A 24,974-nucleotide genomic window follows, 5' to 3' on the forward strand; every position below is an offset into this window, starting at 1 on the left:
GATTCCAAATGCTTGATCCGATCGTGAGTTTCTTCACCCGGATGTTTCAGCTGATCGGTAGGGGCCTTGGCTTCGTCATCGGCATATTGTTGCTGCCGTTCATCTGGGCCTGGCGCTGGTTCGTCCAGCGCGGATGGGTGCTGAAGACGCTGGTTGGCGGCGCTGTCGTCGGGCTTGTGGCGCTGTATGGCTACTTTGGCTGGAACACCCAGGTGTGGACCAACTTCAACCCCGACTATGTAGCGACGCATAATTTCGAGAACCGCAATGTCTCGGCCGGCGAGCAGGTTGTCGCCGGCGGCGGCACCGACACCGCCAAGACCTGCGGCCGTTCGGCGATCGCCGACATCTCCGCTGAACTGATCGACCTCAACGTCAACCAGAATGCCTGGATCTCGTCTATGGTCCTGTACAAGACCGGCCTGTTCGGCCTGTCCTGGGATCACACGCCTTTCCTCGACAACAAGGCTTCGTTCCAGCGCGGCATCAACCAGGCGATCCGCCGCACGACCACCGAACTGGCCGACAATCTCGGCCGCGTGCGTGGCACCAGCCAGGTCGATTCCGATCTGCAGGACGCCCGTGGCAACATGCAGTTCGACGAATACACCTGGTATTTCGGCCTGACCCCGTTCGGCCCCAAGACGCCGACCCCAAGCTACTACCGCTCGGCGATCAAGAGCCTGAACAATTTCAACGGCCGCCTCGAGAAGTGCCAGGCGGTGTTCGACGCCCGCGCCGACAATCTGATCCAGTTCATCGACCGCATTTCCAACGACATCGGCGCGACGTCGGCGATCCTCAAGGACCGCGCCGAGAACTACAACAATGGCTGGTTCGACCCGCGCGCCGACGACCGCTTCTGGTTCGCCTATGGCCAGCTCTACGGCTATTACGGCCTGCTCAAGGCGACCCATGCCGATTTTGAGGACGTGCTTAAGACACGCAACCTCGACAATCTTTGGGATACGATGGAGCAGCAGACTCGTGCCGCCCTCAACATCCAGCCCTTCATCATCTCCAATGGTGCTGAAAACGGCTGGTTCATGCCCTCGCACCTGATCACCATGGGCTTCTACATCCTGCGCGTCCGTTCGAATCTGGTCGAGATCAGCAACGTGCTGAGCAGGTAAGGGGATGGCGAATAGCGAATAGGGAGTGGTGGTGAGAGGCGCGCTCCTAGCGTCGCGGCTCCTCTCCACTCGCTATTCGCTGCTCCCTATTCACTCACCTGCCCTGTCGCAATCCGTGCATTGGGCGGCTGTTTTGAGACGGCAGGCGATGGCGATGTCGCGCTTCTATGGCGGCGACTGCGATGGCCGTCGCGCCATTGGAACAAACATTGTGGAGGAGCCGTCATGGCCGAATTCAAGACCGACATCGAGATCGCGCGTGCGGCGAAGAAGAAGCAGATCCAGGAGGTCGGTGCCAAGATCGGCATTCCGACCGAGCATCTGCTGCCTTATGGCCACGACAAGGCGAAGATCTCGGCCGAGTTCATCGCCAATGCGCGCAAGAACAAGGACGGCAAGCTGATCCTGGTCACCGCGATCAACCCGACGCCGGCCGGCGAAGGCAAGACCACCACCACGGTCGGCCTCGGTGACGGCCTGAACCGCATCGGCAAGAAGGCCATCGTCTGCATCCGTGAAGCCTCGCTCGGGCCGAACTTCGGCGTCAAGGGCGGTGCTGCCGGCGGCGGTTATGCCCAGGTCGTGCCGATGGAGGACATGAACCTCCACTTCACCGGCGACTTCCACGCCATCACCACCGCCCACAACCTTTTGTCGGCGCTGATCGACAACCACATCTACTGGGGCAACGAGCTCGGCATCGACACCCGCCGCGTCGTCTGGCGCCGGGTGATGGACATGAACGACCGGGCGCTGCGCCAGATCAACTGCTCGCTCGGCGGCGTCGCCAACGGCTTTCCGCGTGAAGCCGGCTTCGACATCACCGTCGCTTCCGAAGTGATGGCGATCCTGTGCCTGGCAACCGATCTGAAAGATCTCGAGAAGCGCCTCGGCGACATCATCGTCGCCTATCGCCGCGACAAGACCGCCGTCTATGCCCGCGACCTCAAGGCCGATGGCGCCATGGCCGTGCTGCTGAAGGATGCGGTGCAGCCGAACCTGGTGCAGACATTGGAGAACAACCCGGCCTTCGTCCATGGTGGCCCCTTCGCCAACATCGCCCATGGCTGCAACTCGGTGGTCGCCACCACCACCGCCCTCAAGCTCGCCGACTATGTCGTCACCGAAGCCGGCTTCGGCGCTGACCTCGGTGCCGAGAAGTTCTTCGACATCAAGTGCCGCAAGGCGGGTCTCAAGCCGGCAGCCGCCGTCATCGTCGCCACCGTGCGCGCGATGAAGATGAATGGCGGCGTCAAGAAGGAAGAGCTCGGCAAGGAGAATGTCGAGGCGGTGAAGAAGGGCTGCGCCAACCTTGGCCGCCACATCGAGAACGTCAAGCAGTTCGGCGTGCCTGTGGTGGTGGCGATGAACCACTTCGTCTCCGACACCGACGCCGAAATCGCAGCGATGAAGGAGTATGTCGCCTCGATGGGTGCGGAAGCGATCCTGTGCAAGCACTGGGCCAAGGGGTCGGCCGGCATCGAGGAGCTCGCCCACAAGGTGGTGCAGCTGGCCGAAAGCGGCGCCTCGCAGTTCTCGCCGCTCTATCCCGACGACATGAAGCTGTTCGACAAGATCGACACCATCGTCAAGCGCATCTACCGTGGCTCCGAAGCCATCGCCGACAAGTCGGTGCGCGACCAGCTGCATGCCTGGGAACAGGCCGGCTACGGCCACCTGCCGGTGTGCATGGCCAAGACGCAGTATTCGTTCTCGACCGACCCGAACCTCAGGGGTGCCCCTGTCGACCACGTCGTGCCGGTGCGTGAAGTGCGCCTGGCAGCAGGTGCCGGCTTCATCGTCGCCATCTGCGGTGAGATCATGACCATGCCCGGCCTGCCCAAGGCACCGTCATCCGAGAAGATCTTCCTCAACGAACAGGGCCAGATCGAAGGACTGTTCTGAGTTCGGGCGCCATACCCAGACGGAGGGGCGAGGCCGCAAGGCCCCGCCCCTTTTCTTTTTCGGGCGCATCGCTTTCCTCGAAACGCCCATCGCCGTCATTGGCGCAAGTCCCAACAGGCGCGTGCTCTACGACTTCAGGCGGCCTTGCGTCGTGCCCAGGCCTTCATCGCCGTGGGCAGCCAGCTGGCAAGGCCCGGCGCCAGCGTCTCGTAGCGCCGGGCAAAGTCAGGGTGGTCGTAGGTGTCGGCGAGGCCTGCATAGGCATCCATCGTACAAGGCTGCGGCCACATGCGGCTGACCCAGCGGTGGTGGCGCTCGACCAGCATGTCGAGTTCGCGCGCCTCGGGCTCGATGCCCTTTTCCATGGCTGACGCCAGTGACTGTTCGATGTCGCGCAGCTCGGACATCGCGTTGCTCTGCTCATAGCTGAGCTTCGGCGCATGGCTAACTGCCTTGCGCATCGGCCCGCCGTAACGCTCGACCAGCCAGCCTTCATGCTCCGCCTGCTTTTCGGAAAAGCCTTTGTACAGTTCGGCATTCTTCATCGCGCGATCTCCTTCGAGTTTGGCGATCGTGCGATCGATCGTCCTGACAAGCTGGCGGTGGCGGCTTGCCTCGGCCTCCAGCCGCCGGCGCTGCTGCCAGATCGACGCGAGCCGGTCGAAACCGGGCGCATCGAGGATGGCAGCGATCTCGCCGAGCGGATGCCGAGTTCGCGGTGGATGAGCACCTGCTGCAGCCGCAGCAGTTGTTCTTCGCCATAGCTTCGATAGCCGTTCGCGCCGACAAGAACGGGGTTGAGCAGACCGATGTCGTGATAGTGGTGCAACGTCCGGACCGTCAGGCCGGCAAGCCGCGCCAGTTCACTCACAGCATATGCCGTCATCCGACCATGTCTCCGCAGGACCGGATGAGTAGTCCCTCACGCCGCGTGAGGGTCAAGCGAGAGAAAGAAGCAGCCACCGCAGACGGAACCTGGCTGCACCATCCCCGATCTTGTCGTTGCGGCACGCTGTGCAGGAAACTTGTTAGTTCCCAAGAGCTTCATCGCACTGTCATGTGGTCACTCTAGGCCTGCCCGCCATGAGTCCACGCATGTCGCGTGGGACCAGCAAGGAAGACTACATGACTACGCATAAAGGCAGCCTTTCGCGACGTTCGATGCTGAAAGGCGGCGCAGCGCTGGCTGCTACAGCAGCCATATCTCCCTACATCGTTTTCCGCGCGCAAGCAGCGCCTGCGGCTGGTGAACTTGCCATGATCGCCGCGACGCCGAATTCGAACGGCGCCTTTGAAAAGCTCTACCTGCTCAAGGGCGACCCGCTGGCCGGGCCGATCAAGGCGATCGTGACCGAAACGGGCGCGGCCGTCCCCATGTCAGGGCTGGAAATGGGCGAACGCCGCCTGCTGCGGCTGATGCATTTCAACGACTTGCACAACCACATCACCGAAATGCACGCGAAGAAGGGCGACACCCACGTCTTCTCGCAGATGGTCAAGCAGGTGAAGGACGCACGCGCCAACGCCGTCGCCGACGAGGTGGTGCTGTTTGTTTCCGGTGGCGACGATCACACCGGATCGATCTTCGACGAACTGCTTGGATGGTCGCCGGACGAGTTCATCGCCGACGCCGGATACCGCGTCTATTCCGCCGGCGGCGTGGATGTCGCCGTGCTCGGCAATCATGAATTCGACCGTGGCGCTGCCGTGTTGAAGAAGGGCATCGAGACCGATGCCAGCTTCCCGTTGCTGTCGGCAAACGTGCATGGTTCCTCGGACTTGAAGCGTGACGAAGACTACTTCGCCGCCGTGATCGGCGAGGCGAAGGGACTGCGAATCGGTTTCGTCGGCCTGACCACTTCCGTCGACACGCGCGTCGGCCAGCCCGCCGACCCGAAGCTTGCGGTCGCCAGCCCCCTCGAAGCTGTGCGCAACGTGCTGCCGGCGGTGGCGTCGGTCGCCGACATCGTGGTTGTGCTGTCGCACTGCGGTTATGGCGGCGACCAGCACAAGAGCGGCAAGGCGGGCACCGCCCGCACCGTCGGCGAAGGCGACTTCGCCATCGCCCAGGCCATCGCCCCTCTGACGGACAAGCCGATCGTTATCATCGGCGCCCATACCCACACCAAGCTCAACGCCGAGGGTATCGACACCGACAATGTCGTCGAAGGCGTGCTGATCACGCAGGCGCAGGCCCATGGCGCCTATCTCGGCGAGATCGCCATATCGATCCGCAGCGACAACGGCCGCAAGGGCTGGTTCACTTCGGTCGGCCTGCGTCCCACCAAGGCGCGCGACCAGCGCATCAAGGCTGGCGAGGCCGGCTACGAGACCTTCGAACAGGAAGCGGACTACGACGTCGATTTCGAACAGACGCATGTGGCACCGCTGATCAAGGCGCTCGACACGAGACTGAACGAAGTCATCGGCCAGGTTCCGGACGACACGCTCGTTTCGAACGAACGCACCTTCGCCGATCGTTATGTTGGCGAGACCGCGCTTGCCAATTTCATGAACGACGCGCTGGTCAGGCGTTCGGAGGATTTCCCCGGCGGCCGCATCGACGTGGCGTTGTTCAACGCTTCGGGCATCACCTCGGGTCTGCCACAGGGACCGCTCAGCTTCCGCCAGTGGTATGATGTCATGCCTTATGCCGACGGCGTGCACGTGGCCACGATGACCGGCGCCCAGATCCGCGACATGCTCCAGAGCAACGCCAAGCGTGTGCTGCGGCCGGAAGAAGTGAGCAAGGTCGACACTTCAGCCTTCGTTTCGCGCGGCTTCCTGCATTTCTCTTCCGCCCTGCGCTACACGATCAAGCTGAACGCATCTGCCATCGAGGCCACGGCGACGGCCATCACGATCGCGGGCAAGCCGATCGAGGACGTCCTCGATCGGCAGTTCAAGGTTGCGTTCAACACCTACGTCGCGCTGGGCGGTTTTGGCGAAACCTGGAACGGCAAGCCGATCGGCGGCGAAGTGCCCGGCCAGATCCCAAGCATGGACCTCAGGGGCTTGCCGTTCGATCACACCGGCATGGTCTCCCGCAACGAGGTCGTGGCACTCATTCGCGAGGCAAGGACCGTTGGCCCGGACATGGGTCTGACACTGGATCAGCGGGTGCGGATCGAAGCCTAACCATAGCCGGAACCGACTTCGCGGGAACATGCACGTGTGCAGATGTACCGCATTGCGAAAGGCTCGAACACTACATATCAGCCGCCGCGACTGGTCGCGACGGCTGATTGCCTTGGGAGTTATGTTCAGAAGATCGTGTCGACCGGAAGCCCAAGCGCCACAGCCCCGGCATATCGCGCCTGCGGGCCGGATTGAAGCGGGTGGAAGCGCGCGGCCTGCATGTCGCGGAAGCGGCGTTCAAGGCCCTTGTCGCGGTAGAAGGACGAGCCGCCGGCAAGTTCCATTGCCAGTTCAACGACTTCGAGCCCATGGCTGGCGACCAGCGTACGGCCGATCATCACCTCATTGACGCTTTCCGCCGACGGGCGGTTGCGCCCGACCTCCTCGATCATCGAACGATGCGCCATCTGGGCGGCGCGCAGGGCGGTGTCCATGCGGCCGGCAAGGTTGAGTACGGTCTCGCTGGCCGGCTTCTTCCTCGCGATCTCGACAGCAATGTCGCGGGCGCTCTCGGCTATGCCAAGATAGACGGCGTAGATCAGCGGGAAGGCAATTGTGGCGATGATCTGGAACACCGGATGCCAGTGGCCCGCTGCGCGCGAAAAGGCGACCGACGCATCGGGCACGAACAGCCCGTCGATGACGACGTCGTTCGAGCCGGTGCCGCGCATGCCGAGCGTGCGCCAGTTGTCCATCACGCGAACCTCGGGCGCCCGCATCGGCACGCCGAAATGGATCACCTTTTCGCTGCCGTCGTCGGCACAGGTGATCGCCCCGGTCATCAACATGTCGCCGGCGGCAGCACCTGAGGTGAAGACCTTGCGCGCCGTGATGCGGTAGCCGCCCTCGACCTTCTCGGCCTTGCCTGAACCACCGATCCAGTCGGACCCGCCTGACGACAGCAGGATCAGGTTTTCGGCAGCGACGCGCTTGAGCAGCGGTTCGACAGCAGCGACCTTCTGGTGGCGCCAGCGCCAGGCGGGGATGGCCACCTGATGCGTGTGCATGGCAAAGGCGAGCGCTGTCGAGCCGCAAGCCCGCGCCATGATACGCAGCATTTCCGCAAGCTCGGCGATGTCGGCACCGCCGCCGCCCAGTTCGAGCGGCACGCCAGCGCTGGTGAGGCCGGCCTTCTTTAAGAGCGCATAATTGTCGGCGACGAAGATGTCGCCCTCGTCAAACTGCCGCGCCCGCTCGGACAGGGCTGGAACCAGGTCGTTAGCCGCAGCGACCACATCGATCGGCATTGCACCAGTCACGCCGGCTCGTGCCAGCGCAGCGTTATCAAGACTTCTCATCAAGTCGTCTCCTGTTGACCGGCAGGTCAGAGCCAAGGATCGCGCCAAGGGCCGCCCCGGTCCAGTTCAGGAAGTGAATCGCCGGCCGAGCCGATCGTCCCTATGGGCTAGGTGCGAGCATGCTGCTTTTGCGCTATAAGGCCGGGTCTCCTGCGAATGGTGCGAGATGAGCGATCGCGGCGGTTACGGCCAGTTTTGCCCGGTTTCGATGGCGTCGGAAGTGCTGTGCACCCGCTGGACAACGCTGGTCGTGCGCGAAATGCTGATGGGATCGAGCCGTTTCAACGATCTGCGCCGCGGCGTGCCACGCATGTCACCGGCTCTGCTGTCCAAGCGGCTGAAGGAACTTGAGCGCGCTGGCGTGATCCAGACCGAGCGTGGCGGCGCGGGCAGCGTCGAATACCGGCTGACCGAGGCCGGAGAGGATTTGCGGCCGATCATTCTCGGCCTTGGCGACTGGGGCCATCGCTGGGTGGAATCCCAGCTAACCCTCAGGAATCTCGACCCTTCGCTCCTGATGTGGGACATGCGCCGCAACCTCAACCCGCAGCCCCTGCCGCCAAAACGCTGCACGATTCACTTTCTGTACCCCGAAGTGGCGAAAGCGCAGCAAAATTGGTGGCTGGTGGTCGCCGACGGGACAGTCGACCTTTGCAATTCCGACCCCGGCTTCGACATCGACCTCGAGGTCAGGGGATCCCTGCGCAGCATGACATCGGTTTGGATGGGCCTGTCCAAACTCAACCAGGAACTCGATTCCGGTCGGTTGGAGCTCGATGGCGACGACAAGATCGCCCACGCCATGCAGGCCTGGCTCGGCCTGAGTAGCTTTGCGCCGCTGGCGCGCCGGGCACCTTAGGTCTCGCCCGCTTCCGCCCAGGCGAGATACTCGTGCAACAACGGCTCAAGGTCCTCCATTTCGGGGAATTCGTCGAAGCTCCTGACAGCCCCCGTCGCGGCGAAGGGCATCTTCGTCCTGGTATAGGTTTCCATGAAGGGCCGGAACCACGTGGCATCCTCCAGCATGGTCGGACGCACATTGACGAACCAGTCGACACCGACGACACGGGTGAACATCCACGTCTTGCAATGGTCGCAGAACTGGTGGTGCAACTGCTCCCCATGCGCTCCCCCGACAACGGTTTCGCCCTGGGTGACGGCAAAGCCGTCTGCCGGCACCATTGCCGTTAGCGAATAGGCCGAAGACGACATCTTCTGGCAGCCGGGACAATGGCAGGCCGCGGTGCAGATCGGCGCTTTTGACACCTCGATCTCGACGCGGCCGCAGCGGCACGCCCCCTTGAGTGGCAGTGGTATGGACGACATGTCAGCCCCCTTGCATGATGCTTTGCGCATCCTGCAACCGCAGCGTTCCGAAGCATAGGGCCAGCTTCTGGCTTCCGGTGTGACGTGCCATCGCAGGGGCCGTCGGCCCTCCCCTGAGAGGAGGGCCGGGTCGGTGCGATCACTTCAGGCGGCGACCAGGGCGCGTGCCTTGAGCAGTTCGACGCAGGCGTTGGCGGCTTCCTTGCCCTTGACCTTGAAGTGGTCGAAGAAGAAGCGGTGATGCTCGGCGCTGTCGTGGTAATTGTGCGGGGTGAGCACCGCCGACAGCACCGGAACGCCTGTCTGAAGCTGCACATTCATCATGCCGTCGAGCACGGCATGCGCCACGAAGTCGTGGCGGTAGATGCCGCCATTGACGACAAAGGCGGTGCCGAGGATCGCCTGGTAGCGGCCGGTCTCGGCCAACGTCTTGGCAAACAGCGGGATCTCGTAGGCGCCGGGCACGTCATAGACATCGACTGCGAAGCGGCCGTCCGACAGCGTCTCGATCTCGGAGCTGAAGGCTTTCACGCATTCGTCGACGATGTCGGCATGCCAGCGCGCACGGATCACGGCGACGCGGGTTGTATCGAAGTCTTTCGGGGATTGCTGATTCATGGGTCCATCCTTCCGTTTCGAACCAGAATCAGGACGCACGAGACGGAATCCCGGCGGCTTGCGCCTCCGCTTTCCCGTTCGTTCTCTTCCATCCGGACTATGACCGTCGGCTCCGGAGTTGCACCGGATCTGCTGACCCTCCCGTTACCGGGAAGCGCTCGCGGGCTTGGGTTCGAAAACCCTTACCGCCGGTGGGGACTTTCACCCCGCCCTGAGAACATTAACGCCTCACGATATGGCGGCGCGCAGGGGCGCTGTCAATGACAGGAATAATAGTTTCTCTATCCAGAAATCAGCCGTGCCGGATTGCCGACGACGGTCGCGCCGGCCGCAACTCTTTTCGTCACCACCGAGCCGGCACCGACGATAGCGTCGTCGCCAATCTCAATGCCCCCCAGCAAGATGGCGCTACCGCCGATCCAGACATTGCGGCCGATGGTGACCGGCCGGCCAATCTCCAGGCCGGCGCGACGCTGGACCGGGTCCTTGTGGTGCTCGGGGCAATAGATCTGTACGCCGGGGCCGAACATCGTGCCCGCGCCGATGCTGACGGTTGCCGTGTCGAGGATGGTGCAGCCGGCATTGAGGAACACGCCCTCGCCCAGATGAATGTTGAAACCGTAGGCGCAGTGGAACGGCGCTTCGATGCGAGCGCCCTCACCCGCCGAGCCGAGCAACGTTCGTAGCCGGGGCGCGATATCGCCGCGCTCCACGGGCCGTAGCGAGCGGTGCTCGAAGACGGCGTCGGCCGCCACTGCGCGGAGTGCGTCGAGTTCGGCATCGACGCAGTTGTACCAGGCGCCGGCCGCCATCTTTTCGCGTTCGCTCTGAGCCATTTCAAATGTCCTTCCTGCTTGTCCAGCCAAACCACAGAACCGGCCATGCTGCAAAGGTCGAAGCCTCGCGGCTCTGGCGAAACCAGATGGCTGTGCTAGCCTGCTGACAAAGTGCACTTCTGGACCAGACACATCCACGGGGGACGAAGGATGATCTACCTGCTCGCGCTTCTCATCGGCATTGTTGCCGGCCTCAGGGCCATGACCGCGCCGGCGGCAGTCGCCTGGGGCGCCTGGCTCGGCTGGCTGCCGCTGGCCGGCACCTGGGCTGGCTTCATGGGCCACTGGATAGCGGTCGCCATATTCACCGTGCTGACCATTGTCGAATTGGTCACCGATCAGTTGCCGTCGACACCTAGCCGCAAGGTGCCGGTGCAATTTGGCACCCGCATCGTCATGGGCGCGCTGACCGGCGCCGTCATCGGCACCGCTGGCGGCATCGTTGTTGGCGGGCTGGCTGCCGGCATCATCGGCGCAATCCTCGGCACGCTCGGCGGCGCGGAGATCAGAGGCCGTCTCGCGGCTTCCTTCGGCAACGACTTGCCGGCGGCATTGATCGAGGATGCCGTGGCGATACTCGGCGCCCTGCTGGTCGTGAGCATGGTCGTATGAGCACAGCGCAAAGATTCGACGCCATCATCATCGGCTGCGGCCAGGCCGGGCCGCCGCTGGCCGGACGGCTGACGGCAGCGGGTCAGACTGTGGCGCTGATCGAACGCAAGCTTGTCGGCGGCACCTGTGTCAACACCGGCTGCAAGCCAACCAAGACGATGGTCGCCAGCGCCTATGCCGCCCATCTCGCCCGCACCGGCGCCGAATATGGCGTGTCGACCAGCGAAGTCTCGGTCGATATGCAGGCCGTGAAGGCGCGCAAGGACAAGGTAACCGTCGATTCCCGCGCCGGCCTCGAAAGCTGGATCGCCGGCATGAAGGACTGCACGCTGTTTCGCGGCCATGCCCATTTCGAAGGGCCGCATGAGGTGCGTGTCGGCAACGAACTGCTCCATGGCGAGCGCATCTTCATCAATGTCGGCGGCCGCGCCAACATTCCGGACATGCCCGGCGTCAACGACATCGAATATTTGACCAACACATCGATGATGGAGGTGGATTTCCTGCCCCGTCATCTCGTGGTCGTCGGCGGCAGCTATATCGGGCTGGAATTCGCCCAGATGTTCCGCCGCTTCGGCGCGCAAGTGACCGTGGTGGAAAAGGGCCCGCGGCTGATCTCGCGCGAGGACGAGGATGTCTCGGAGTCAGTGAGGGGCATACTCGAACATGAAGGCATCGCCCTCAGGCTGAACGCCGAATGCATCAGCTTTGCCCGGCATCCCGACGGCGTGACCGTCGGCGTCGACTGCACCTCAGGCGACCGTGCCGTAACGGGCAGCCACGTGCTGCTTGCCATCGGCCGCAAGCCCAACACCGACGATCTCGGCCTCGACAGAGCGGGCGTGGCCACCGACAAGCGCGGCTACATCGAGGTCGACGACCAGCTCAGGACCAACGTCCCGCACATCTGGGCGATGGGCGACTGCAACGGCAAGGGCGCCTTCACCCACACCGCCTACAATGATTTCGAGATCGTCGCCGCCAACCTGCTCGACAACGACCCGCGCAAGGTTTCGGACCGCATCGAGGCCTATGCGCTCTATGTCGACCCGCCGCTCGGCCGCGCCGGCATGACGGAGACGGCAGCGCGCAAGAGCGGCCGCAAGGTGCTGGCAGGCCAAAGGCCGATGACGCGCGTCGGCCGCGCCGTCGAAAAGGGCGAGACGCAAGGCTTCATGAAGATCCTTGTCGATGCCGACACCAGGCAGATCCTCGGCGCCTCGGTGCTGGGCACTGGCGGCGACGAGACGATCCATGCCGTACTCGACCTGATGTATGCCAGGGCGCCGATCGAGACGCTGCAGCGCGCGGTACACATTCATCCGACGGTGTCGGAGCTTCTGCCGACGATTGCCATCGAGCTGAAGCCGCTGGCATAGGGTCGGCCCATCCCAGCAACGGGATGGGCCTGTTCCGGTTGGCTTACTCGAAGGCCGCGCGCGCCTTGGCCTCCAGCCATTCCGCCATCTGTCGGTACGGCACCGGGCCATAGCTGATGCGGCCGACGCCAAGCTCGGCCAGCTTCGCCTTTGGCGGCACATGAGCGAGCGCGATGATGTTGACCGGCAGCGAGACCGCCTTGCAGAGCTTGCCGATCAGCGCCTCATTGCCGAGGCCCGGCGCGAAGAAGCCATGCGCGCCCGCCTTGGCGTAGGCTTCTGCGCGTTCGATCGCGGCATCGACAAGCGCGTCGCTGTGTTCGTCAGGCTTGGCTTTCAGGAAGATGTCGGTGCGGGCGTTGATGAAGGCGGGAATGCCTGACGCCTTGACGGCATCGGCCGCCGCGGCGATGCGCTTCACCTGGACAGCGATGTCGTGCAGGCCGCTGCCGCCGACGATCTGGTCCTCGAAGTTGAAGCCGATCACCCCTTCCGCCAGCGCCCGCGTCACTGTCGCTGCGACAGCCTCGGGCTCGACGCCATAGCCGCCCTCGAGGTCCATCGTGACCGGCAGGTCCGTGGCGGCGACGATGCGGCGGATGTTGTAGAGTACCAGGTCGAGCGGAATCTTTTCGCCATCGGCGAAACCGAAGGCAGCGGCAACCGGCCAGCTGCCCGTCGCGATCGCCTTGGCACCGGCCTTGGCGACGATGGCCGCGCTGCCGGGATCCCAGATGTTATAGAGCACCACCGGGTCGCCCTTCACATGCAGGGCATGGAAGGCCTTGGCCTTGTCGATCTGGCTGGTCATGGAATTCTGCCTCTTGGGGTGACTGAAGGTCTGGAACCTAGCAGCGTGACGCTGCTTGGCCATAGCGCAGAATGCGGTAAGTGAGTTGCCAGCGACAGGGGTAATCACCGTTGCGTGGGTCGGACCGTCGCGGCGATGCCATGCCATGACCGGCGAACAACGGTTGCGGCCCAGATAGATGAACCTTTCCGCCCCTACCCTCAGCTGTCCGGATCCGCTGCCAGCAGCCGCTGTTCAAGACGCACAAGCACACCGAGCGCGACCTTAAGTTCCGCGGCGTCCTCGTCGGCCAGAAGCTCGGTGCGCAGGCGTTCGAGGATCAACTCGATCTCCTCGACGCGGCTGCGGCCGGCATCGGTCAGGGACAGAATCTTGGCACGGCGGTCACCGGGATCGCCACTGCGGGTGATCAGGCCGTCGGCTGCAAGCAGATCAACGATGCGCACCAGAGACGGACCTTCGAAACCGAGATGGTCGGCGATCACGCCCTGGCGGATATTGTCGCCCAGCCGCGACAGCGTCAGCAACGGCATGGCGGTGGCATGCGACAGGCCGCAGTCGTCGAGCGCGCTGTCCGCCGCGTGGCGCCAAAGCCGGGCGACGGAGAGCAGGCTCCTGCCGAAACCGGCGCGGTCGGATGCGTCATTGGACATTCGAGAAAGATAACATATTATCTATTAGGATGCGATGAGATTCTCGGCCGGAACACGGTCGCGACGTCTGTGCGGAGGTAGAGGCGAGGAGTTCTCCGCAGAGCGCCGGCATGACGGTCGCGTCCGAAACCGCCCGCCCGGGCGGCTGATTTTCGGTTCAATCTTCGCGAGACATCGACATGGCAGCACAACAGACACCCAGAGGCAGCGGCGGCTGGCTTCTGGTTCTATTCGGCCTGCTCTTGGTCGTCATCGGGGCACCGCTCGTCTACGGCGGCGTCCAGTTGATCGGCCTGGGCGGATCCTGGTATTACGCGCTTGCCGGTCTCGGCGTCATCGCCTCCGGCATTCTCTACGTCATGCGCCGCAGGGCGGGTCTCTGGCTCTACGGCCTGGTGTTTTTGGCAACGATTGCCTGGGCGCTCTGGGAATCCGGCCTCGAATTCTGGCCTTTGATTCCGCGCCTCGTAGCACCTGCCGTCATCGCCATCCCGGCGCTGTTGCTCGCCCCGCTCTTCCCGACGCGCACCGGCAAACGGGCTCCGTTCGCGCTTGCCGGCCTGCTGGTCGCGGCACTTGTCGCTACCGCCTTCTACGGCTTCACCCCACATGGCATCATCAGCAATACGCTCGCCTCTGCCGAGCCCAAGCCGAGCGTTCCTCCGGCAGCCGCCAGCGCCACCGACTGGCGCCATTATGGCCGAACCCCGGCAGGTACACGCTATGCCCCGATCGACCAGATCAACCGCGACAATGTCGACAAGCTCGAGGTTGCCTGGACGTTCCAATCGGGCGATATCCCCTCAGGGACCGCGCAGGACCAGAACACGCCGCTCTTCGTCAACGACACGCTCTACACCTGCTCGCCCAACAACATCGTCCATGCGCTGAACCCGGATACGGGCGAAGTGAAGTGGAAATTCGACCCGAAAGCCAAGTCGCCGCTGTGGCAGCGTTGCCGTGGCGTCAGCTATTACGAGCCGGCTTCGGCACCGAGCGAGGCCAATGCAGCCTCCGCCGACCCGCTGGCACCCGCAAGCGTCGTAGCGTCGACGCCCGACATGCCCGCTGCGGCGGCATCCTGCGCCGCCCGCATCGTCATGACCACCATCGACGCCCGCCTGATCCAGCTCGATGCCAAGACCGGCGAGCTGTGCCAGGATTTCGGCAATGGCGGCATCGTCGACCTCAAAAGCGGCATGGGCGAGATCAAGGACGGTTTCTACTTCCAGACCTCCGCCCCCACCGTGGCGCGTGACCTGATCATGGTCGGCGGCTGGGTGTGGGACAATGTCGAGACAGGTGAACCCTCCGGCGCCGTACGCGCCTTCAACGCCCTCACCGGCGAACTGGTCTGGGCCTGGGATCTCGGCAACCCCGCCATCACCAAGCTGCCGCCGGAAGGCGAAAGCTACACCCGCGGCACGCCCAATGTCTGGTCGACACCGGCCTATGACGAGGCCCTTGGCCTTGTCTACCTGCCGACCGGCAACGCCACGCCCGACTTCTTTGGCGCACATCGCTCGAAGGCCGCCGAGGACTATACCGCCTCGGTCGTCGCCCTCGACATTGCAACCGGCCGCGAACGCTGGAAGTTCCAGACCGTGCATCACGACATCTGGGACTACGACGTTCCCGCCCAGCCGGCGCTCTACGACGTGCCGGATGGCAAGGGCGGCACGGTTCCGGCGCTGATCCAGATCACCAAGCGCGGGCAGATCTTCATGCTCGACCGCCGCGACGGCAAGCCGATCGCCGAGGTCGAGGAGCGCGCCGTTCCGCAGACCGGCGGCGTGCCGGAGGACTTCCTGTCGCCGACTCAGCCCTATTCGGTCGGCATGCCGGCGATCGGTGCGGAGCCGTTCGCCGAGGCCAAGATGTGGGGTGCGACGCCTTACGACCAGCTCTACTGCCGCATCGAGTTCAAGAAGATGCGCTACGAGGGCGAATTCACGCCTCCCGGCCTGACGCGTTCGATCATCTTTCCAGGCTACTATGGCGGCATGAACTGGGGCAGTGCGGCGATCGACGAGGCCCGGGGGTTGCTGATCGTCAACGACATCCGCATGCCGCAGTTCGCCCAGCTGATGCCGCGCGAGGAGACCGACAATTATGGCGGCTCGGCAGCCCATGACGGCCTGTCGCAGCAGAAGGGCACGCCCTATGGCGCGCTGAAGAACGGCTTCATGTCGCCGCTCGGCGTTCCCTGTCACCAGCCGCCTTATGGCACCTTCACCGGCATCGACCTCAAGACCCGCCAGATCGCCTGGCAGGTTCCGGCGGGCACGCTGCAGGATACCGGTCCGCTTGGCATGAAAACCGGCCTGCAGATCCCGATCGGCATGCCGACGCTGGGCGGTCCGATCGCGACGTCAGGCGGCCTCGTCTTCTACGCCGGCACGCAGGACTATTATCTGCGTGCACTCGACGTGGAGACGGGCAATGAGTTGTGGAAGGGCCGGCTGCCTGTCGGCGCCCAGTCTACGCCAATGACCTTCGTCTCGCATGAGAGCGGAACGCAATATGTGGTCATCTCGGCCGGCGGGGCGCGCCAGTCGCCTGACCGCGGCGACTACATCGTCGCCTACAGGCTGCCCAGGCAGAACTGAGTCTGGGCGCATCGACATCGGAAGGGGCGCCTCGGGCGCCCTTTTCATTTCTGGCCGGCAAGGGCGGTACCCGTGCGACGAACGGGTACCCGCCAGTAGCCGTGCTCGCCCAGCGCAGCGTGCCCCCGGCCTGCGCGTCATCGGCGAAGCCGAGGGCCTGCCGCCTCTGCCCGAGATGGAAATCGGCATATTGCGCAACCCGCAGGCCGCCAATTCGGCAGTCGACCGGCTCTACGAATTTCTCCGACGCGACCTCACCCAGCAATCCTGATCGTCTCAGCTAGCGCCTTGCGCACTTCTCCTATGCGCCAGGTGCATTGCTGCAATGCGGCAACGTCGCTTGTGCCGCGCCGGACATGAGGAAATTGTGCGTCTAAATCGTTTCAGCTCCCCTGAGTCCGCCCATGCCCTTGCCGATCCTCGCTCTGGCCGTTGCATCCTTTTGCATCGGCACCACCGAATTCGTGATCATGGGCCTGTTGCCGGAGGTCGCCGCAGACCTCGGCGTGTCGATCCCGGCCGCCGGTCTTCTGGTCACCGGCTACGCGCTCGGCGTCGTCGTCGGCGCCCCGATCATCGCGGTGGGCACAGCGAAACTGCCGCGCAAACCGGTGCTGATCGGGCTCGCCATGATGTTCGTCTTCGGCAACCTGCTCTGCGCCATCGCCCCCACTTACTGGACGCTGATGATCGCCCGCGTCATCACCGCCTTTGGTCACGGCGCCTTCTTCGGCATCGGCTCGGTGGTGGCGGCAAGCCTGGTCCCAACCAACAAGCGCGCCAGCGCAATTGCGTTGATGTTTGCCGGCCTGACATTGGCGAACATCCTCGGCGTTCCCGGCGGCACGGCACTCGGCGAAGCCTATGGCTGGCGCGCCACCTTCTTTGCCGTCGTCGTCATCGGCCTGCTCTCGGTGGCGGCCATAGCCTGGCTGGTCCCTGCGGGCGTCGCCCCTCCCGGCAAGGGCGGGGTATCAGGCGAGGTCAAGGTGCTGGGCAAGCTCCAGGTCTGGCTCGCCATGATCATCTCGGCGCTCGCCTCGGGCAGCCTGTTTGCCGTCTTCACCTACATCAAGCCGATCCTGACCGACGTCAGCGGCCTCTCGGTTGAATCGGTCACCTGGGTGCTGCTGCTGTTCGGCGGCGGCATGACCATCGGCAACATCATCGGCGGCAAGCTGGCCGACTGGAAGCTGATGCCCACAGCCATCGGCGCGCTGGTGGTGATGGCGGCGATCCACGTCGCCTTCGCCGAACTCAGCTCTTCGGCGCCAGCGGCGATCCTGCTCGTCTTCATGTGGGGCGTCATCACCTTCGTCATCGTGCCGCCGATGCAGATGCGCGTCGTCGAAACCGCTTCGGAGGCACCGAACCTCGCGGCCACCCTCAACCAGGGCGCCTTCAACGCCGGCAACGCCGCCGGCGCCTGGGCCGGTGGTGCTGCGATTTCGATGGGCGTGAGCTATGCCGACCTGCCCTTCGTCGGCGCGGCCATCGCACTGTCTGCCTTCGGCGTGGCGCTCATTTCCTTCGCGCTCGACCGCCGTGACGCAATTCAGCAGGCGGCATGACGCTTTAGCGATTGTCAGCAACCCGTCGCTGCTGTAGCCACGACAGCGATGGTTCCTGCTATCCGGTTCGGGCAGCAGGTTAAATGGGAACACGGTGAGACGTCCCCGACGCGAAACCGTGGCTGCCCCCGCAACTGTGAGCGGATAGCAATTCGGAAACATGCCACTGGCCGAAAGGCCGGGAAGGCTCCGAGGCGCGATCACCCGCAAGCCAGGAGACCTGCCATCATCCGATTAACTCAACCGGCCGGGGTGTGCCGCGGAGATGATGATGGTTGCGACTGCCTTCTTCGGTACCGGCGCGCTTTCCGGATCGTTCTGCTGCCTCCGCCCGACCGCGGAGACAGGGCATGCTCGATTGCGTCCACGCCGCTAGCCGCCTTGTAGGCACCACCCCGGCACTGCTCGAACTCGATGGCGTCAGCTGGGGCCCTCGTGCTTCGCAGCCGATCCTCGAGCCGATCAGCCTTGCGGTTGCGCCGGGCGAGTTGCTCGCCATCGTCGGCCCCAACGGCGCCGGCAAGTCGAGCCTGCTGCGCTGCCTCTACCGCTACCACAAGCCGACTTCGGGCACTGTCCGCCTCGACGGCACCGACATCTGGAAGATGAAGCCGCGCGACTGCGCCCGCCGTATCGCGACCGTGCTTCAGGAAAGCGCCTCGGACTTCGGCCTGACCGTCGCAGAAATCATCGAGTTGGGCCTGACCCCGCATGTCACGAGTTTCGGCACCAGCGACCGCGACTACGACCAAGTCGAGGCAGCCCTTGCCCTGCTCGGCCTGACCGCACTCGCTGCGCGCGACCTCTGCTCGCTGTCGGGCGGCGAAAAGCAGCGCGTGATGATCGCCCGGGCATTGGTGCAGCGACCCGACCTTCTGATCCTCGACGAACCGACCAACCACCTCGACATCCGCCACCAGCTCGAAGTGCTGGAACTGCTCGGCAATCTCGGCTGCACCGTCATCGTTTCCCTGCACGATTTGGCGCTCGCCTCGGCCCATGCCGACCGCGTGCTTGTCATGGACGGCGGCCGCGCCATTGCCTGCGGCGCGCCCGCCGACATCCTGACGCCCGATCGCATACGTGACAGCTTTTCCGTCGGAGCGACCCTCGACGACCATCCCGTCACCGGTCGTCCACGCTTTTCCTTCCACCTCGAACGCTGAACATCAAGGAGCCTCCATGCGCCTGCCCATCATCGCCGCCGCCCTGCTCGCTACCTGCGCAACAGCTATGGCCAGCGGCTTCCCCGTCACCGTCAAGAGCTGCAACCGCGACGTCACCTTCGAGGCCGCGCCCAAGCGCGCCGTCTCGCACGACGTCAACCTGACCGAGATGATGCTGGCGCTCGGCCTCACCGACCACATGGCGGGCTATTCCGGCATCTCCGGCTGGAAGACGCTGAGCGAGGATTTGCGCAAGGGCGTCGGCGAACTGCCCGAACTCGCCCCACAATACGTCAGCAAGGAAGTGCTGCTCGGCGCCGACACCGACCTGTTCTTCGCCGGCTGGAACTACGGCATGAAGGTCGGCGGCGACGTCACTCCGGATACGCTCGCGCCCTTCAAGATCGCTGTCTACGAGCTGACCGAAAGCTGCATCCACATCATGAAGAAGGACAAGTCGTCGCTTCAGGACATGTATGCCGACCTGCTCAATCTCGGCGCCATTTTTGGTGTGCGCGAGAAGGCGGAGGTCCTGGTGGCAGGCTATGAGAAGGAACTCGCCGACTTCCAGGGCGAGCTGCCCAAGCTCGACAAGCCGGTCAACGTGTTCATCTACGATTCCGGCGAGCAGAAGCCGTTTACCGCCGGACGCTACGCCATGCCGACTGCCATTATCGAGGCAGCCGGCGGCAAGAACATCGTCGACGACGTCGAGTCGAGCTGGGTCGAGATCGGCTGGGAGCCGGTCATCGAGCGCAATCCCGACATGGTGGTGATCGTCAACTACGGTGAGGTAACTGCCGAGCAGAAGATCGACTACATGCGCACCAACCCGGCCTTCAAGGACATCGAGGCAGTGAAGAACAACCGCTTCTTCGTGCTCGAATACAACGAGGCGACGCCGGGACCGCGCAACATTGCGGCGATCAAGCGGCTGGCCGCCGCGATGCGGGCCGACTGAGCCGTGTCGCATCGCCACCTCGTCACAGGGCCAAGACACGTCCTGATCCACGCCATGCCGGCCCTGATACCGGGGCTGGCCGTGGTGCTTGTGATAGGCATGATCATTGCCGTCGGCGTCGGCCCGGTGGCGATCCCACTGGAAACGGTGTGGGGCGTCATTGCCAACAAGCTGATACCGGGAAGCGTCGAGGCGGTCTGGTCGAGCGGACGCGAGAATATCGTCTGGGACGTGCGCGCGCCGCGCGTCATCCTGGGCGCCATCGTCGGCGCCTCGCTGGCGCTGGTGGGGGGAGCCCTGCAGTCGGTGACACGCAATCCGCTCGCCGATCCGCATCTGCTCGGCATTTCGTCGGGCGCGGCCTTCGGCGCGATCATGGCGCTGATCCATGCCGGCATGGTGCTCGGCACCGTCACCGTACCGGTCTTCGCCTTTGCCGGCGCGCTGGCGGCAACCGCACTGGTGCTTGCCATCGCCAACCTGGCGCGGGCGCAGTCGGCCGGCCAGCTGATCCTTGCCGGCGTGGCGGTGAGCTTCATCATCTCGGCCGCAGGCAACCTCTTGATCTTCATCGGCGACCCCAAGGCTGCCCATGTCGCGATCTTCTGGATGCTTGGCGGGCTCGGGCTGGCGCAATGGAGCCATCTGCCCTATCCGCTGGCAGCCCTTGTCCTGTGCGGCGTCTGGCTGATGACGCAGACCCGCAACCTCAACGCCATGACGTTGGGCGACGAAAGCGCAACCGCACTCGGCATCCCGGCGCAGCGCTTCCGGCTCAAGGCCTTCGTCGCCTGCGCGCTGCTGACCGGCTGTGCGGTTGCCTACTCCGGCGTCATCGCCTTTGTCGGCCTGATGATCCCGCACATCGTGCGCTTCTTCGTCGGTGGCGACTATCGCCGCGTGCTGCCGCTGTCGGCGCTGGTCGGCGCCATCTTCCTGATCGCCGCCGACATGGCCGCACGCACGGTCGTGCCGCCGCAGGACATGCCGCTCGGCATCGTCACCGGGCTGATCGGCGGCATTGCTTTCGTCATCCTGATGCGGCGACGGACAACAAAGTGAGGGTCAGTTGGTAATGCAATGCAAGACGACGCAAATCCGGTTGCGTGGCCCCGAATTCGCCGCTATGCATTCCGCCATGAACACGACTTCGCTCCAGAACATTTGGTGGCGGGCCAGCTGACAGCGGCCTCTTGAAGCGCGTGCGCGTGAAGATTGTGATGGCCGCAACGGGATTTCCGGGCGGCCATTTGCTTTTTTCGAACCAGGCTCCGGACGCTCCCACTGCAAGAGATGGAGACGGGAATGACGTTGGAATTGCTTGAAGACGGCGCCGAGCGCTACGTGACGTCAGGCGGGGTGTCGATCACCCGGCAGCGCCACGAAACCGCCTATCACGGCGCGATCGAGACCTATCTCGACGGGCTCAACAGCCGGCGCGGCGCGGTGTTTTCCTCCAACTACGAATATCCCGGCCGTTACACCCGCTGGGACACCGCCATCATCGACCCGCCGGTGGTAATCTCGGCACGCGGACGCGCAATGAAGATCGAGGCGCTGAACGGCCGCGGCGAGGTGCTGCTGCCGGTGATCCGCGCGGTGCTCGCGCCGCTCAATGAGCTGACGATCACCGAGACCTCCAAGCGCCTGATCGCGCTCGAGGTGGCGACGCCCGGCCGCGTCTTTACCGAGGAAGAACGGTCGCGCGTGCCTTCGGTGTTCACCGTGCTGCGCGCCATCACTGCCTTGTTCAAGTCGGACGAGGACAGCAATCTTGGCCTCTACGGCGCCTTCGGCTACGACCTCGCCTTCCAGTTCGACCCGGTCGAGCACACACTGGTGCGCAAGGACAGCCAGCGCGACCTGGTGCTGTTTTTGCCCGACGAGATCCTTGTCGTCGACCATTATTCAGCCAAAGCCTGGCACGATCGCTACGACTATTCCGGCGCGGGTTTCTCGACCGAGGGCCTCGCGCGGGACAGCGTCGTCGAGCCGTTCAAGGCGTCCGACCGCATTCCGCCACGCGCCGACCATGAGCCGGGCGAATATGCCCAACTGGTGCGCCGGGCGATGGACAGTTTCAAGCGCGGCGACCTGTTCGAGGTCGTGCCCGGCCAGATGTTCTACGAGCGCTGCGAGACGGTGCCGTCGGAGATTTCGCGCCGGCTGAAGGCGATCAACCCTTCACCCTATTCGTTCTTCATCAATCTCGGCGAAGGCGAGTATCTGATCGGCGCCTCGCCGGAGATGTTCGTCCGCGTCAACGGCCGCCGCGTCGAGACCTGCCCGATCTCGGGCACCATCAAGCGTGGCGACGACGCCATCTCCGACTCTGAGCAGATCCTGAAGCTGCTCAATTCGAAGAAGGACGAATCCGAGCTTACCATGTGCTCTGATGTCGACCGCAATGACAAGTCCAGGGTTTGCGAGCCAGGCACGGTACGCGTCATCGGCCGCCGCCAGATCGAGATGTATTCGCGGCTGATCCACACTGTCGACCACATCGAGGGCCGCCTGCGCGAGGGCATGGATGCCTTCGACGCCTTCCTCAGCCACGCCTGGGCCGTGACGGTCACCGGCGCGCCCAAGCTGTGGGCCATGCGTTTCATCGAGCAGAACGAGAAGAGCCCCCGCGCCTGGTATGGCGGGGCGATCGGCATGGTGCATTTCAACGGTGACCTGAACACCGGCATGACGCTGCGCACCATCCGCATCCAGGACGGCATCGGCGAGGTGCGCGCGGGCGCCACTTTGCTCTACGATTCCGTTCCCGAGGAAGAAGAAGCCGAAACCGAACTGAAGGCCTCAGCCATGCTCTCCGCCATCCGCGACGCCAAGACCGGCAACGCTCCCGGCACCGAGCGCGCCACCGCGCGCGTCGGTGAAGGGGTCAAGATCCTGCTCGTCGACCACGAGGATTCCTTCGTCCACACGCTGGCCAACTACTTCCGCCAGACCGGCGCCGACGTCTCGACCGTACGCTCGCCTGTGCCGGACGAAGTCTTCGACCGGATCAAGCCCGACCTGGTCGTGCTCTCCCCCGGCCCCGGCACGCCGAAGGACTTCGACACGGCGGCAACGATCAAGAAATCCAGGGACCGCGACCTGCCGATCTTCGGCGTCTGCCTCGGCCTGCAGGCACTGGCCGAAGCCTATGGCGGCGAGTTGCGCCAGCTGGCGGTGCCAATGCATGGCAAGCCATCGCGCATCCGCATCTCCAAGCCGGGCATCGTCTTCTCCGGCCTGCCCAAGGAAGTGACCGTCGGCCGCTACCACTCGATCTTTGCCGATCCGGTGCGGCTGCCCTCCGACTTTGTCGTCACGGCGGAGACTGAGGACGGCGTCATCATGGCGTTCGAGCACAAGAAAGCACCGATCGCCGCGGTGCAGTTCCACCCCGAATCGATCATGACGCTCGGCCATGACGCCGGCATGCGCATGATCGAGAACGTGGTAGCCCACATGCCGCGCAAGGCCAAGGACAAGGCGGCCTAGCCAACATCGACAACCTCCCCTCTCGCGGCTGCTTGGCCGCGGGCGGGTAGCAGCCATCAAGCGAGATCATGGTCCAGACCGAAACGAAGGGATTTTCAGCCGGCGGCAGCCAGCCGACATCGGCCAAGAAGCGCGTCGCAAGACTGGCTTTCTGGTCGATCATCATCGGCGGCGCCGTGATGGGGCTGAAATTCGTCGCCTGGTGGCTGACGGGTTCGGTGGCGCTCTATTCGGACGCGCTGGAATCGATCGTCAACGTGGTTGCTGCGATGGCCGCCTTCTGGGCAATCAAGGTCAGCCACAAGCCCGCCGATCTCGACCACCAGCACGGCCACCACAAGGCCGAGTACTTCTCGGCCGTGCTCGAAGGCGTGCTGATCATCGTCGCGGCCTTGCTGATCCTGTTCGAGGTATGGCGCAGCTGGGGCACGCCGATGGACCCCGAGCAGCCCTGGCTCGGCCTCGGCATCAACGGTATTGCCGCCGTGGTGAATGCGATCTGGGCCACCATGCTGATCCGCGTCGGCCGCGCAGAGCGCTCGCCGGCGATGGTCGCAGACGGCCATCACATCATGACCGACGTGGTGACGTCGGCCGGCGTGCTTGTCGGCCTGGTCGGCGCAATTACCACCGGCTGGACGATCCTCGACCCGGTGCTGGCGGTCATCGTGGCGCTCAACATCCTGTGGCAGGGCTGGCACGTCATGAGTTCGTCGATGAACGGGCTGATGGACCGCGCCGTCGAGCTGGAAGACCACATGCGCATCCGCGACATCATCTCGGCCAACTCCAAGGGCGCGATCGAGGTTCACGACCTCAAGACCCGCATTGCCGGCCGCGCCACCTTCATCGAGTTCCATCTCGTCGTCGACGCCGACATGAGCGTCGGCGAAAGCCATGTCATCTGCGACCGCATCGAGGATGCGCTGAAGGAGGAAATTCCCTCCGTGCGCATCATCATCCATGTCGAGCCGGATGACGAAGCCAAGCTGCCCAAGGGCACGGTGGCGGTTCCCTTCGCCTGAGCTACCTTTGCTGAACTCTGGCCCGTTTGTCAGGATGATGTCGGCTTGAACCGCGGACCTCGGCCGTCAGGCTGGACAAGTGCTGCCTCGCAAGCACAATCCGGGCAACGAAGCGATGCGAGTCCTGAGATGTACGGATTGATAGGGAAGATGCGGGCCCAGGCCGGCAAGCGCGACGAACTGCTCGGCATCCTGCTTGGAAGCACCAGTGCCATGCCGGGATGCCTGAGCTATGTCATCGCCAGGGATCCAGCCGACGCCGACGCGATCTGGATATCCGAGGTCTGGGACAGCAGCGCAAGCCACAAGGCCTCGTTGCAACTGCCCGAGGTCAAGGCGGCGATTAGCCGGGCAATGCCGATCATCGCCGGCTTCGACACCAGCATCGAGACCGAGCCGGTTGGCGGCTTCGGGCTGGACTCCTCCGGAGGCTAGCCC

22 protein-coding genes and 2 riboswitches are annotated in these 24,974 nt (G+C 64.2%); of the genes, 14 read left to right on the forward strand and 8 right to left on the reverse strand.

Annotated features, from left to right (window positions below; all coding sequences use genetic code 11):
* Positions 1–8: 8 nt before the first annotated feature.
* Together Amn_RS20700 and Amn_RS20705 are read left to right on the forward strand one after the other, a co-directional pair.
* Positions 9–1,133, forward strand: a complete 1,125-nt coding sequence (locus Amn_RS20700) for a DUF2333 family protein (protein ID WP_067959273.1) — start codon at positions 9–11, stop codon at positions 1,131–1,133.
* Positions 1,134–1,358: 225 nt separating this feature from the next.
* Positions 1,359–3,038, forward strand: coding sequence for a formate--tetrahydrofolate ligase (locus Amn_RS20705; RefSeq protein WP_067965347.1), 1,680 nt, complete (start codon positions 1,359–1,361; stop codon positions 3,036–3,038).
* Between the two features lie 134 nt (positions 3,039–3,172).
* On the opposite strand, the gene Amn_RS20710 is transcribed toward Amn_RS20705, so the two are convergent.
* Positions 3,173–3,583 (reverse strand): TipAS antibiotic-recognition domain-containing protein, encoded by a 411-nt coding sequence (locus Amn_RS20710; RefSeq protein WP_067959267.1) that lies wholly within the window; start codon positions 3,581–3,583, stop codon positions 3,173–3,175.
* Complete coding sequence (locus tag Amn_RS20715) at positions 3,580–3,924, reverse strand: MerR family transcriptional regulator (RefSeq protein ID WP_067959264.1); 345 nt, start codon at positions 3,922–3,924, stop codon at positions 3,580–3,582. The genes Amn_RS20710 and Amn_RS20715 overlap by 4 nt, the downstream gene beginning before the upstream one ends.
* A 239-nt stretch (positions 3,925–4,163) precedes the next feature.
* Between Amn_RS20715 and Amn_RS20720 the strand changes: the two genes are divergently transcribed.
* The gene (locus tag Amn_RS20720) at positions 4,164–6,176 is read left to right on the forward strand and encodes a bifunctional metallophosphatase/5'-nucleotidase (protein ID WP_286291308.1); all 2,013 of its coding nucleotides are present in this window, start codon (positions 4,164–4,166) and stop codon (positions 6,174–6,176) included.
* A 125-nt stretch (positions 6,177–6,301) separates the two neighbouring features.
* Here Amn_RS20720 and Amn_RS20725 read toward each other — a convergent pair whose 3' ends face one another.
* Positions 6,302–7,423 carry an acyl-CoA dehydrogenase family protein gene (locus tag Amn_RS20725; RefSeq protein ID WP_067959261.1) on the reverse strand — a complete coding sequence of 374 codons (1,122 nt, stop codon included), beginning with the start codon at positions 7,421–7,423 and terminating at the stop codon, positions 6,302–6,304.
* A 217-nt stretch (positions 7,424–7,640) separates the two neighbouring features.
* Here Amn_RS20725 and Amn_RS20730 point away from each other — a divergent pair, with 217 nt between their 5' ends.
* Positions 7,641–8,333, forward strand: a complete 693-nt coding sequence (locus Amn_RS20730) for a winged helix-turn-helix transcriptional regulator (protein WP_067959258.1) — start codon at positions 7,641–7,643, stop codon at positions 8,331–8,333.
* Here Amn_RS20730 and Amn_RS20735 read toward each other — a convergent pair.
* From Amn_RS20735 to Amn_RS20745, 3 genes are all read right to left on the reverse strand, one after another.
* Positions 8,330–8,800: a GFA family protein gene (locus tag Amn_RS20735; protein ID WP_067959255.1), complete on the reverse strand. Its 471-nt coding sequence runs from the start codon at positions 8,798–8,800 to the stop codon at positions 8,330–8,332. The two genes, Amn_RS20730 and Amn_RS20735, sit on opposite strands and share 4 nt — an antisense overlap.
* Before the next feature lie 144 nt (positions 8,801–8,944).
* A complete protein-coding gene (locus Amn_RS20740; RefSeq protein WP_067959252.1) occupies positions 8,945–9,418 on the reverse strand; it encodes a 6,7-dimethyl-8-ribityllumazine synthase in 474 nt (157 codons plus the stop codon).
* A 76-nt stretch (positions 9,419–9,494) separates the two neighbouring features.
* A riboswitch (FMN riboswitch) is annotated at positions 9,495–9,641 on the reverse strand.
* 58 nt (positions 9,642–9,699) lie between these two features.
* The gene (locus Amn_RS20745; protein WP_067959249.1) at positions 9,700–10,254 is read right to left on the reverse strand and encodes a sugar O-acetyltransferase; all 555 of its coding nucleotides are present in this window, start codon (positions 10,252–10,254) and stop codon (positions 9,700–9,702) included.
* 150 nt (positions 10,255–10,404) lie between these two features.
* Between Amn_RS20745 and Amn_RS20750 the strand changes: the two genes are divergently transcribed.
* A complete protein-coding gene (locus Amn_RS20750; protein WP_067959246.1) occupies positions 10,405–10,866 on the forward strand; it encodes a hypothetical protein in 462 nt (153 codons plus the stop codon).
* A complete protein-coding gene (locus Amn_RS20755; RefSeq protein ID WP_286291317.1) occupies positions 10,863–12,245 on the forward strand; it encodes an FAD-containing oxidoreductase in 1,383 nt (460 codons plus the stop codon). Before Amn_RS20750 ends, Amn_RS20755 begins: the two co-directional genes overlap by 4 nt.
* 43 nt (positions 12,246–12,288) lie before the next feature.
* On the opposite strand, the gene Amn_RS20760 is transcribed toward Amn_RS20755, so the two are convergent.
* Together Amn_RS20760 and Amn_RS20765 are read right to left on the reverse strand one after the other, a co-directional pair.
* Positions 12,289–13,056, reverse strand: coding sequence for an isocitrate lyase/PEP mutase family protein (locus Amn_RS20760; protein ID WP_067959240.1), 768 nt, complete (start codon positions 13,054–13,056; stop codon positions 12,289–12,291).
* A gap of 200 nt (positions 13,057–13,256) precedes the next feature.
* Complete coding sequence (locus Amn_RS20765) at positions 13,257–13,709, reverse strand: MarR family winged helix-turn-helix transcriptional regulator (protein ID WP_067959237.1); 453 nt, start codon at positions 13,707–13,709, stop codon at positions 13,257–13,259.
* 179 nt (positions 13,710–13,888) lie between these two features.
* On the opposite strand from Amn_RS20765, the gene Amn_RS20770 reads away from it, so the two are divergent.
* From Amn_RS20770 to Amn_RS20805, 8 genes are all read left to right on the forward strand, one after another.
* The gene (locus Amn_RS20770; protein ID WP_067959234.1) at positions 13,889–16,318 is read left to right on the forward strand and encodes a membrane-bound PQQ-dependent dehydrogenase, glucose/quinate/shikimate family; all 2,430 of its coding nucleotides are present in this window, start codon (positions 13,889–13,891) and stop codon (positions 16,316–16,318) included.
* A 404-nt stretch (positions 16,319–16,722) separates the two neighbouring features.
* Positions 16,723–17,889, forward strand: coding sequence for an MFS transporter (locus Amn_RS20775; RefSeq protein WP_067959230.1), 1,167 nt, complete (start codon positions 16,723–16,725; stop codon positions 17,887–17,889).
* Between the two features lie 32 nt (positions 17,890–17,921).
* Positions 17,922–18,131, forward strand: a riboswitch (cobalamin riboswitch).
* Positions 18,132–18,239: 108 nt separating this feature from the next.
* Entirely contained in the window at positions 18,240–19,055 is an 816-nt protein-coding gene (locus Amn_RS20780) for an ABC transporter ATP-binding protein (protein WP_286291326.1), read from the forward strand.
* 16 nt (positions 19,056–19,071) lie between these two features.
* The gene (locus Amn_RS20785; protein WP_263006370.1) at positions 19,072–20,016 is read left to right on the forward strand and encodes an ABC transporter substrate-binding protein; all 945 of its coding nucleotides are present in this window, start codon (positions 19,072–19,074) and stop codon (positions 20,014–20,016) included.
* A gap of 54 nt (positions 20,017–20,070) precedes the next feature.
* Complete coding sequence (locus Amn_RS20790; protein WP_192315031.1) at positions 20,071–21,078, forward strand: FecCD family ABC transporter permease; 1,008 nt, start codon at positions 20,071–20,073, stop codon at positions 21,076–21,078.
* Between the two features lie 243 nt (positions 21,079–21,321).
* Positions 21,322–23,511 carry an anthranilate synthase gene (locus Amn_RS20795; protein WP_286291334.1) on the forward strand — a complete coding sequence of 730 codons (2,190 nt, stop codon included), beginning with the start codon at positions 21,322–21,324 and terminating at the stop codon, positions 23,509–23,511.
* Between the two features lie 68 nt (positions 23,512–23,579).
* A complete protein-coding gene (locus tag Amn_RS20800; RefSeq protein ID WP_286291336.1) occupies positions 23,580–24,536 on the forward strand; it encodes a cation diffusion facilitator family transporter in 957 nt (318 codons plus the stop codon).
* A 129-nt stretch (positions 24,537–24,665) separates the two neighbouring features.
* Positions 24,666–24,971: a putative quinol monooxygenase gene (locus Amn_RS20805; RefSeq protein WP_182575822.1), complete on the forward strand. Its 306-nt coding sequence runs from the start codon at positions 24,666–24,668 to the stop codon at positions 24,969–24,971.
* Positions 24,972–24,974: the final 3 nt, after the last annotated feature.

Origin of the sequence: Aminobacter sp. Y103A (genome assembly GCF_030294925.1) — a bacterium.
Taxonomy (GTDB): Bacteria; Pseudomonadota; Alphaproteobacteria; order Rhizobiales; family Rhizobiaceae; genus Aminobacter; species Aminobacter ciceronei.

Bases quoted from the DNA above. Each gene is read 5' to 3' on its own strand.
- Amn_RS20775 (WP_067959230.1), top strand. From the start codon at position 16,723: ATGCCCTTGCCGATCCTCGCTCTGGCCGTTGCATCCTTTTGCATCGGC.
- Amn_RS20705 (WP_067965347.1), top strand. From the start codon at position 1,359: ATGGCCGAATTCAAGACCGACATCGAGATCGCGCGTGCGGCGAAGAAG.
- Amn_RS20790 (WP_192315031.1), top strand. From the start codon at position 20,071: ATGCCGGCCCTGATACCGGGGCTGGCCGTGGTGCTTGTGATAGGCATG.
- Amn_RS20735 (WP_067959255.1), bottom strand. From the start codon at position 8,800: ATGTCGTCCATACCACTGCCACTCAAGGGGGCGTGCCGCTGCGGCCGC.
- Amn_RS20770 (WP_067959234.1), top strand. From the start codon at position 13,889: ATGGCAGCACAACAGACACCCAGAGGCAGCGGCGGCTGGCTTCTGGTT.
- Amn_RS20710 (WP_067959267.1), bottom strand. From the start codon at position 3,583: ATGAAGAATGCCGAACTGTACAAAGGCTTTTCCGAAAAGCAGGCGGAG.
- Amn_RS20755 (WP_286291317.1), top strand. From the start codon at position 10,863: ATGAGCACAGCGCAAAGATTCGACGCCATCATCATCGGCTGCGGCCAG.
- Amn_RS20800 (WP_286291336.1), top strand. From the start codon at position 23,580: ATGGTCCAGACCGAAACGAAGGGATTTTCAGCCGGCGGCAGCCAGCCG.
- Amn_RS20795 (WP_286291334.1), top strand. From the start codon at position 21,322: ATGACGTTGGAATTGCTTGAAGACGGCGCCGAGCGCTACGTGACGTCA.
- Amn_RS20730 (WP_067959258.1), top strand. From the start codon at position 7,641: ATGAGCGATCGCGGCGGTTACGGCCAGTTTTGCCCGGTTTCGATGGCG.
- Amn_RS20745 (WP_067959249.1), bottom strand. From the start codon at position 10,254: ATGGCTCAGAGCGAACGCGAAAAGATGGCGGCCGGCGCCTGGTACAAC.
- Amn_RS20725 (WP_067959261.1), bottom strand. From the start codon at position 7,423: ATGCCGATCGATGTGGTCGCTGCGGCTAACGACCTGGTTCCAGCCCTG.
- Amn_RS20715 (WP_067959264.1), bottom strand. From the start codon at position 3,924: ATGACGGCATATGCTGTGAGTGAACTGGCGCGGCTTGCCGGCCTGACG.
- Amn_RS20765 (WP_067959237.1), bottom strand. From the start codon at position 13,709: ATGTCCAATGACGCATCCGACCGCGCCGGTTTCGGCAGGAGCCTGCTC.
- Amn_RS20740 (WP_067959252.1), bottom strand. From the start codon at position 9,418: ATGAATCAGCAATCCCCGAAAGACTTCGATACAACCCGCGTCGCCGTG.
- Amn_RS20720 (WP_286291308.1), top strand. From the start codon at position 4,164: ATGACTACGCATAAAGGCAGCCTTTCGCGACGTTCGATGCTGAAAGGC.
- Amn_RS20750 (WP_067959246.1), top strand. From the start codon at position 10,405: ATGATCTACCTGCTCGCGCTTCTCATCGGCATTGTTGCCGGCCTCAGG.
- Amn_RS20780 (WP_286291326.1), top strand. From the start codon at position 18,240: ATGCTCGATTGCGTCCACGCCGCTAGCCGCCTTGTAGGCACCACCCCG.
- Amn_RS20785 (WP_263006370.1), top strand. From the start codon at position 19,072: ATGCGCCTGCCCATCATCGCCGCCGCCCTGCTCGCTACCTGCGCAACA.
- Amn_RS20805 (WP_182575822.1), top strand. From the start codon at position 24,666: ATGTACGGATTGATAGGGAAGATGCGGGCCCAGGCCGGCAAGCGCGAC.
- Amn_RS20760 (WP_067959240.1), bottom strand. From the start codon at position 13,056: ATGACCAGCCAGATCGACAAGGCCAAGGCCTTCCATGCCCTGCATGTG.
- Amn_RS20700 (WP_067959273.1), top strand. From the start codon at position 9: ATGCTTGATCCGATCGTGAGTTTCTTCACCCGGATGTTTCAGCTGATC.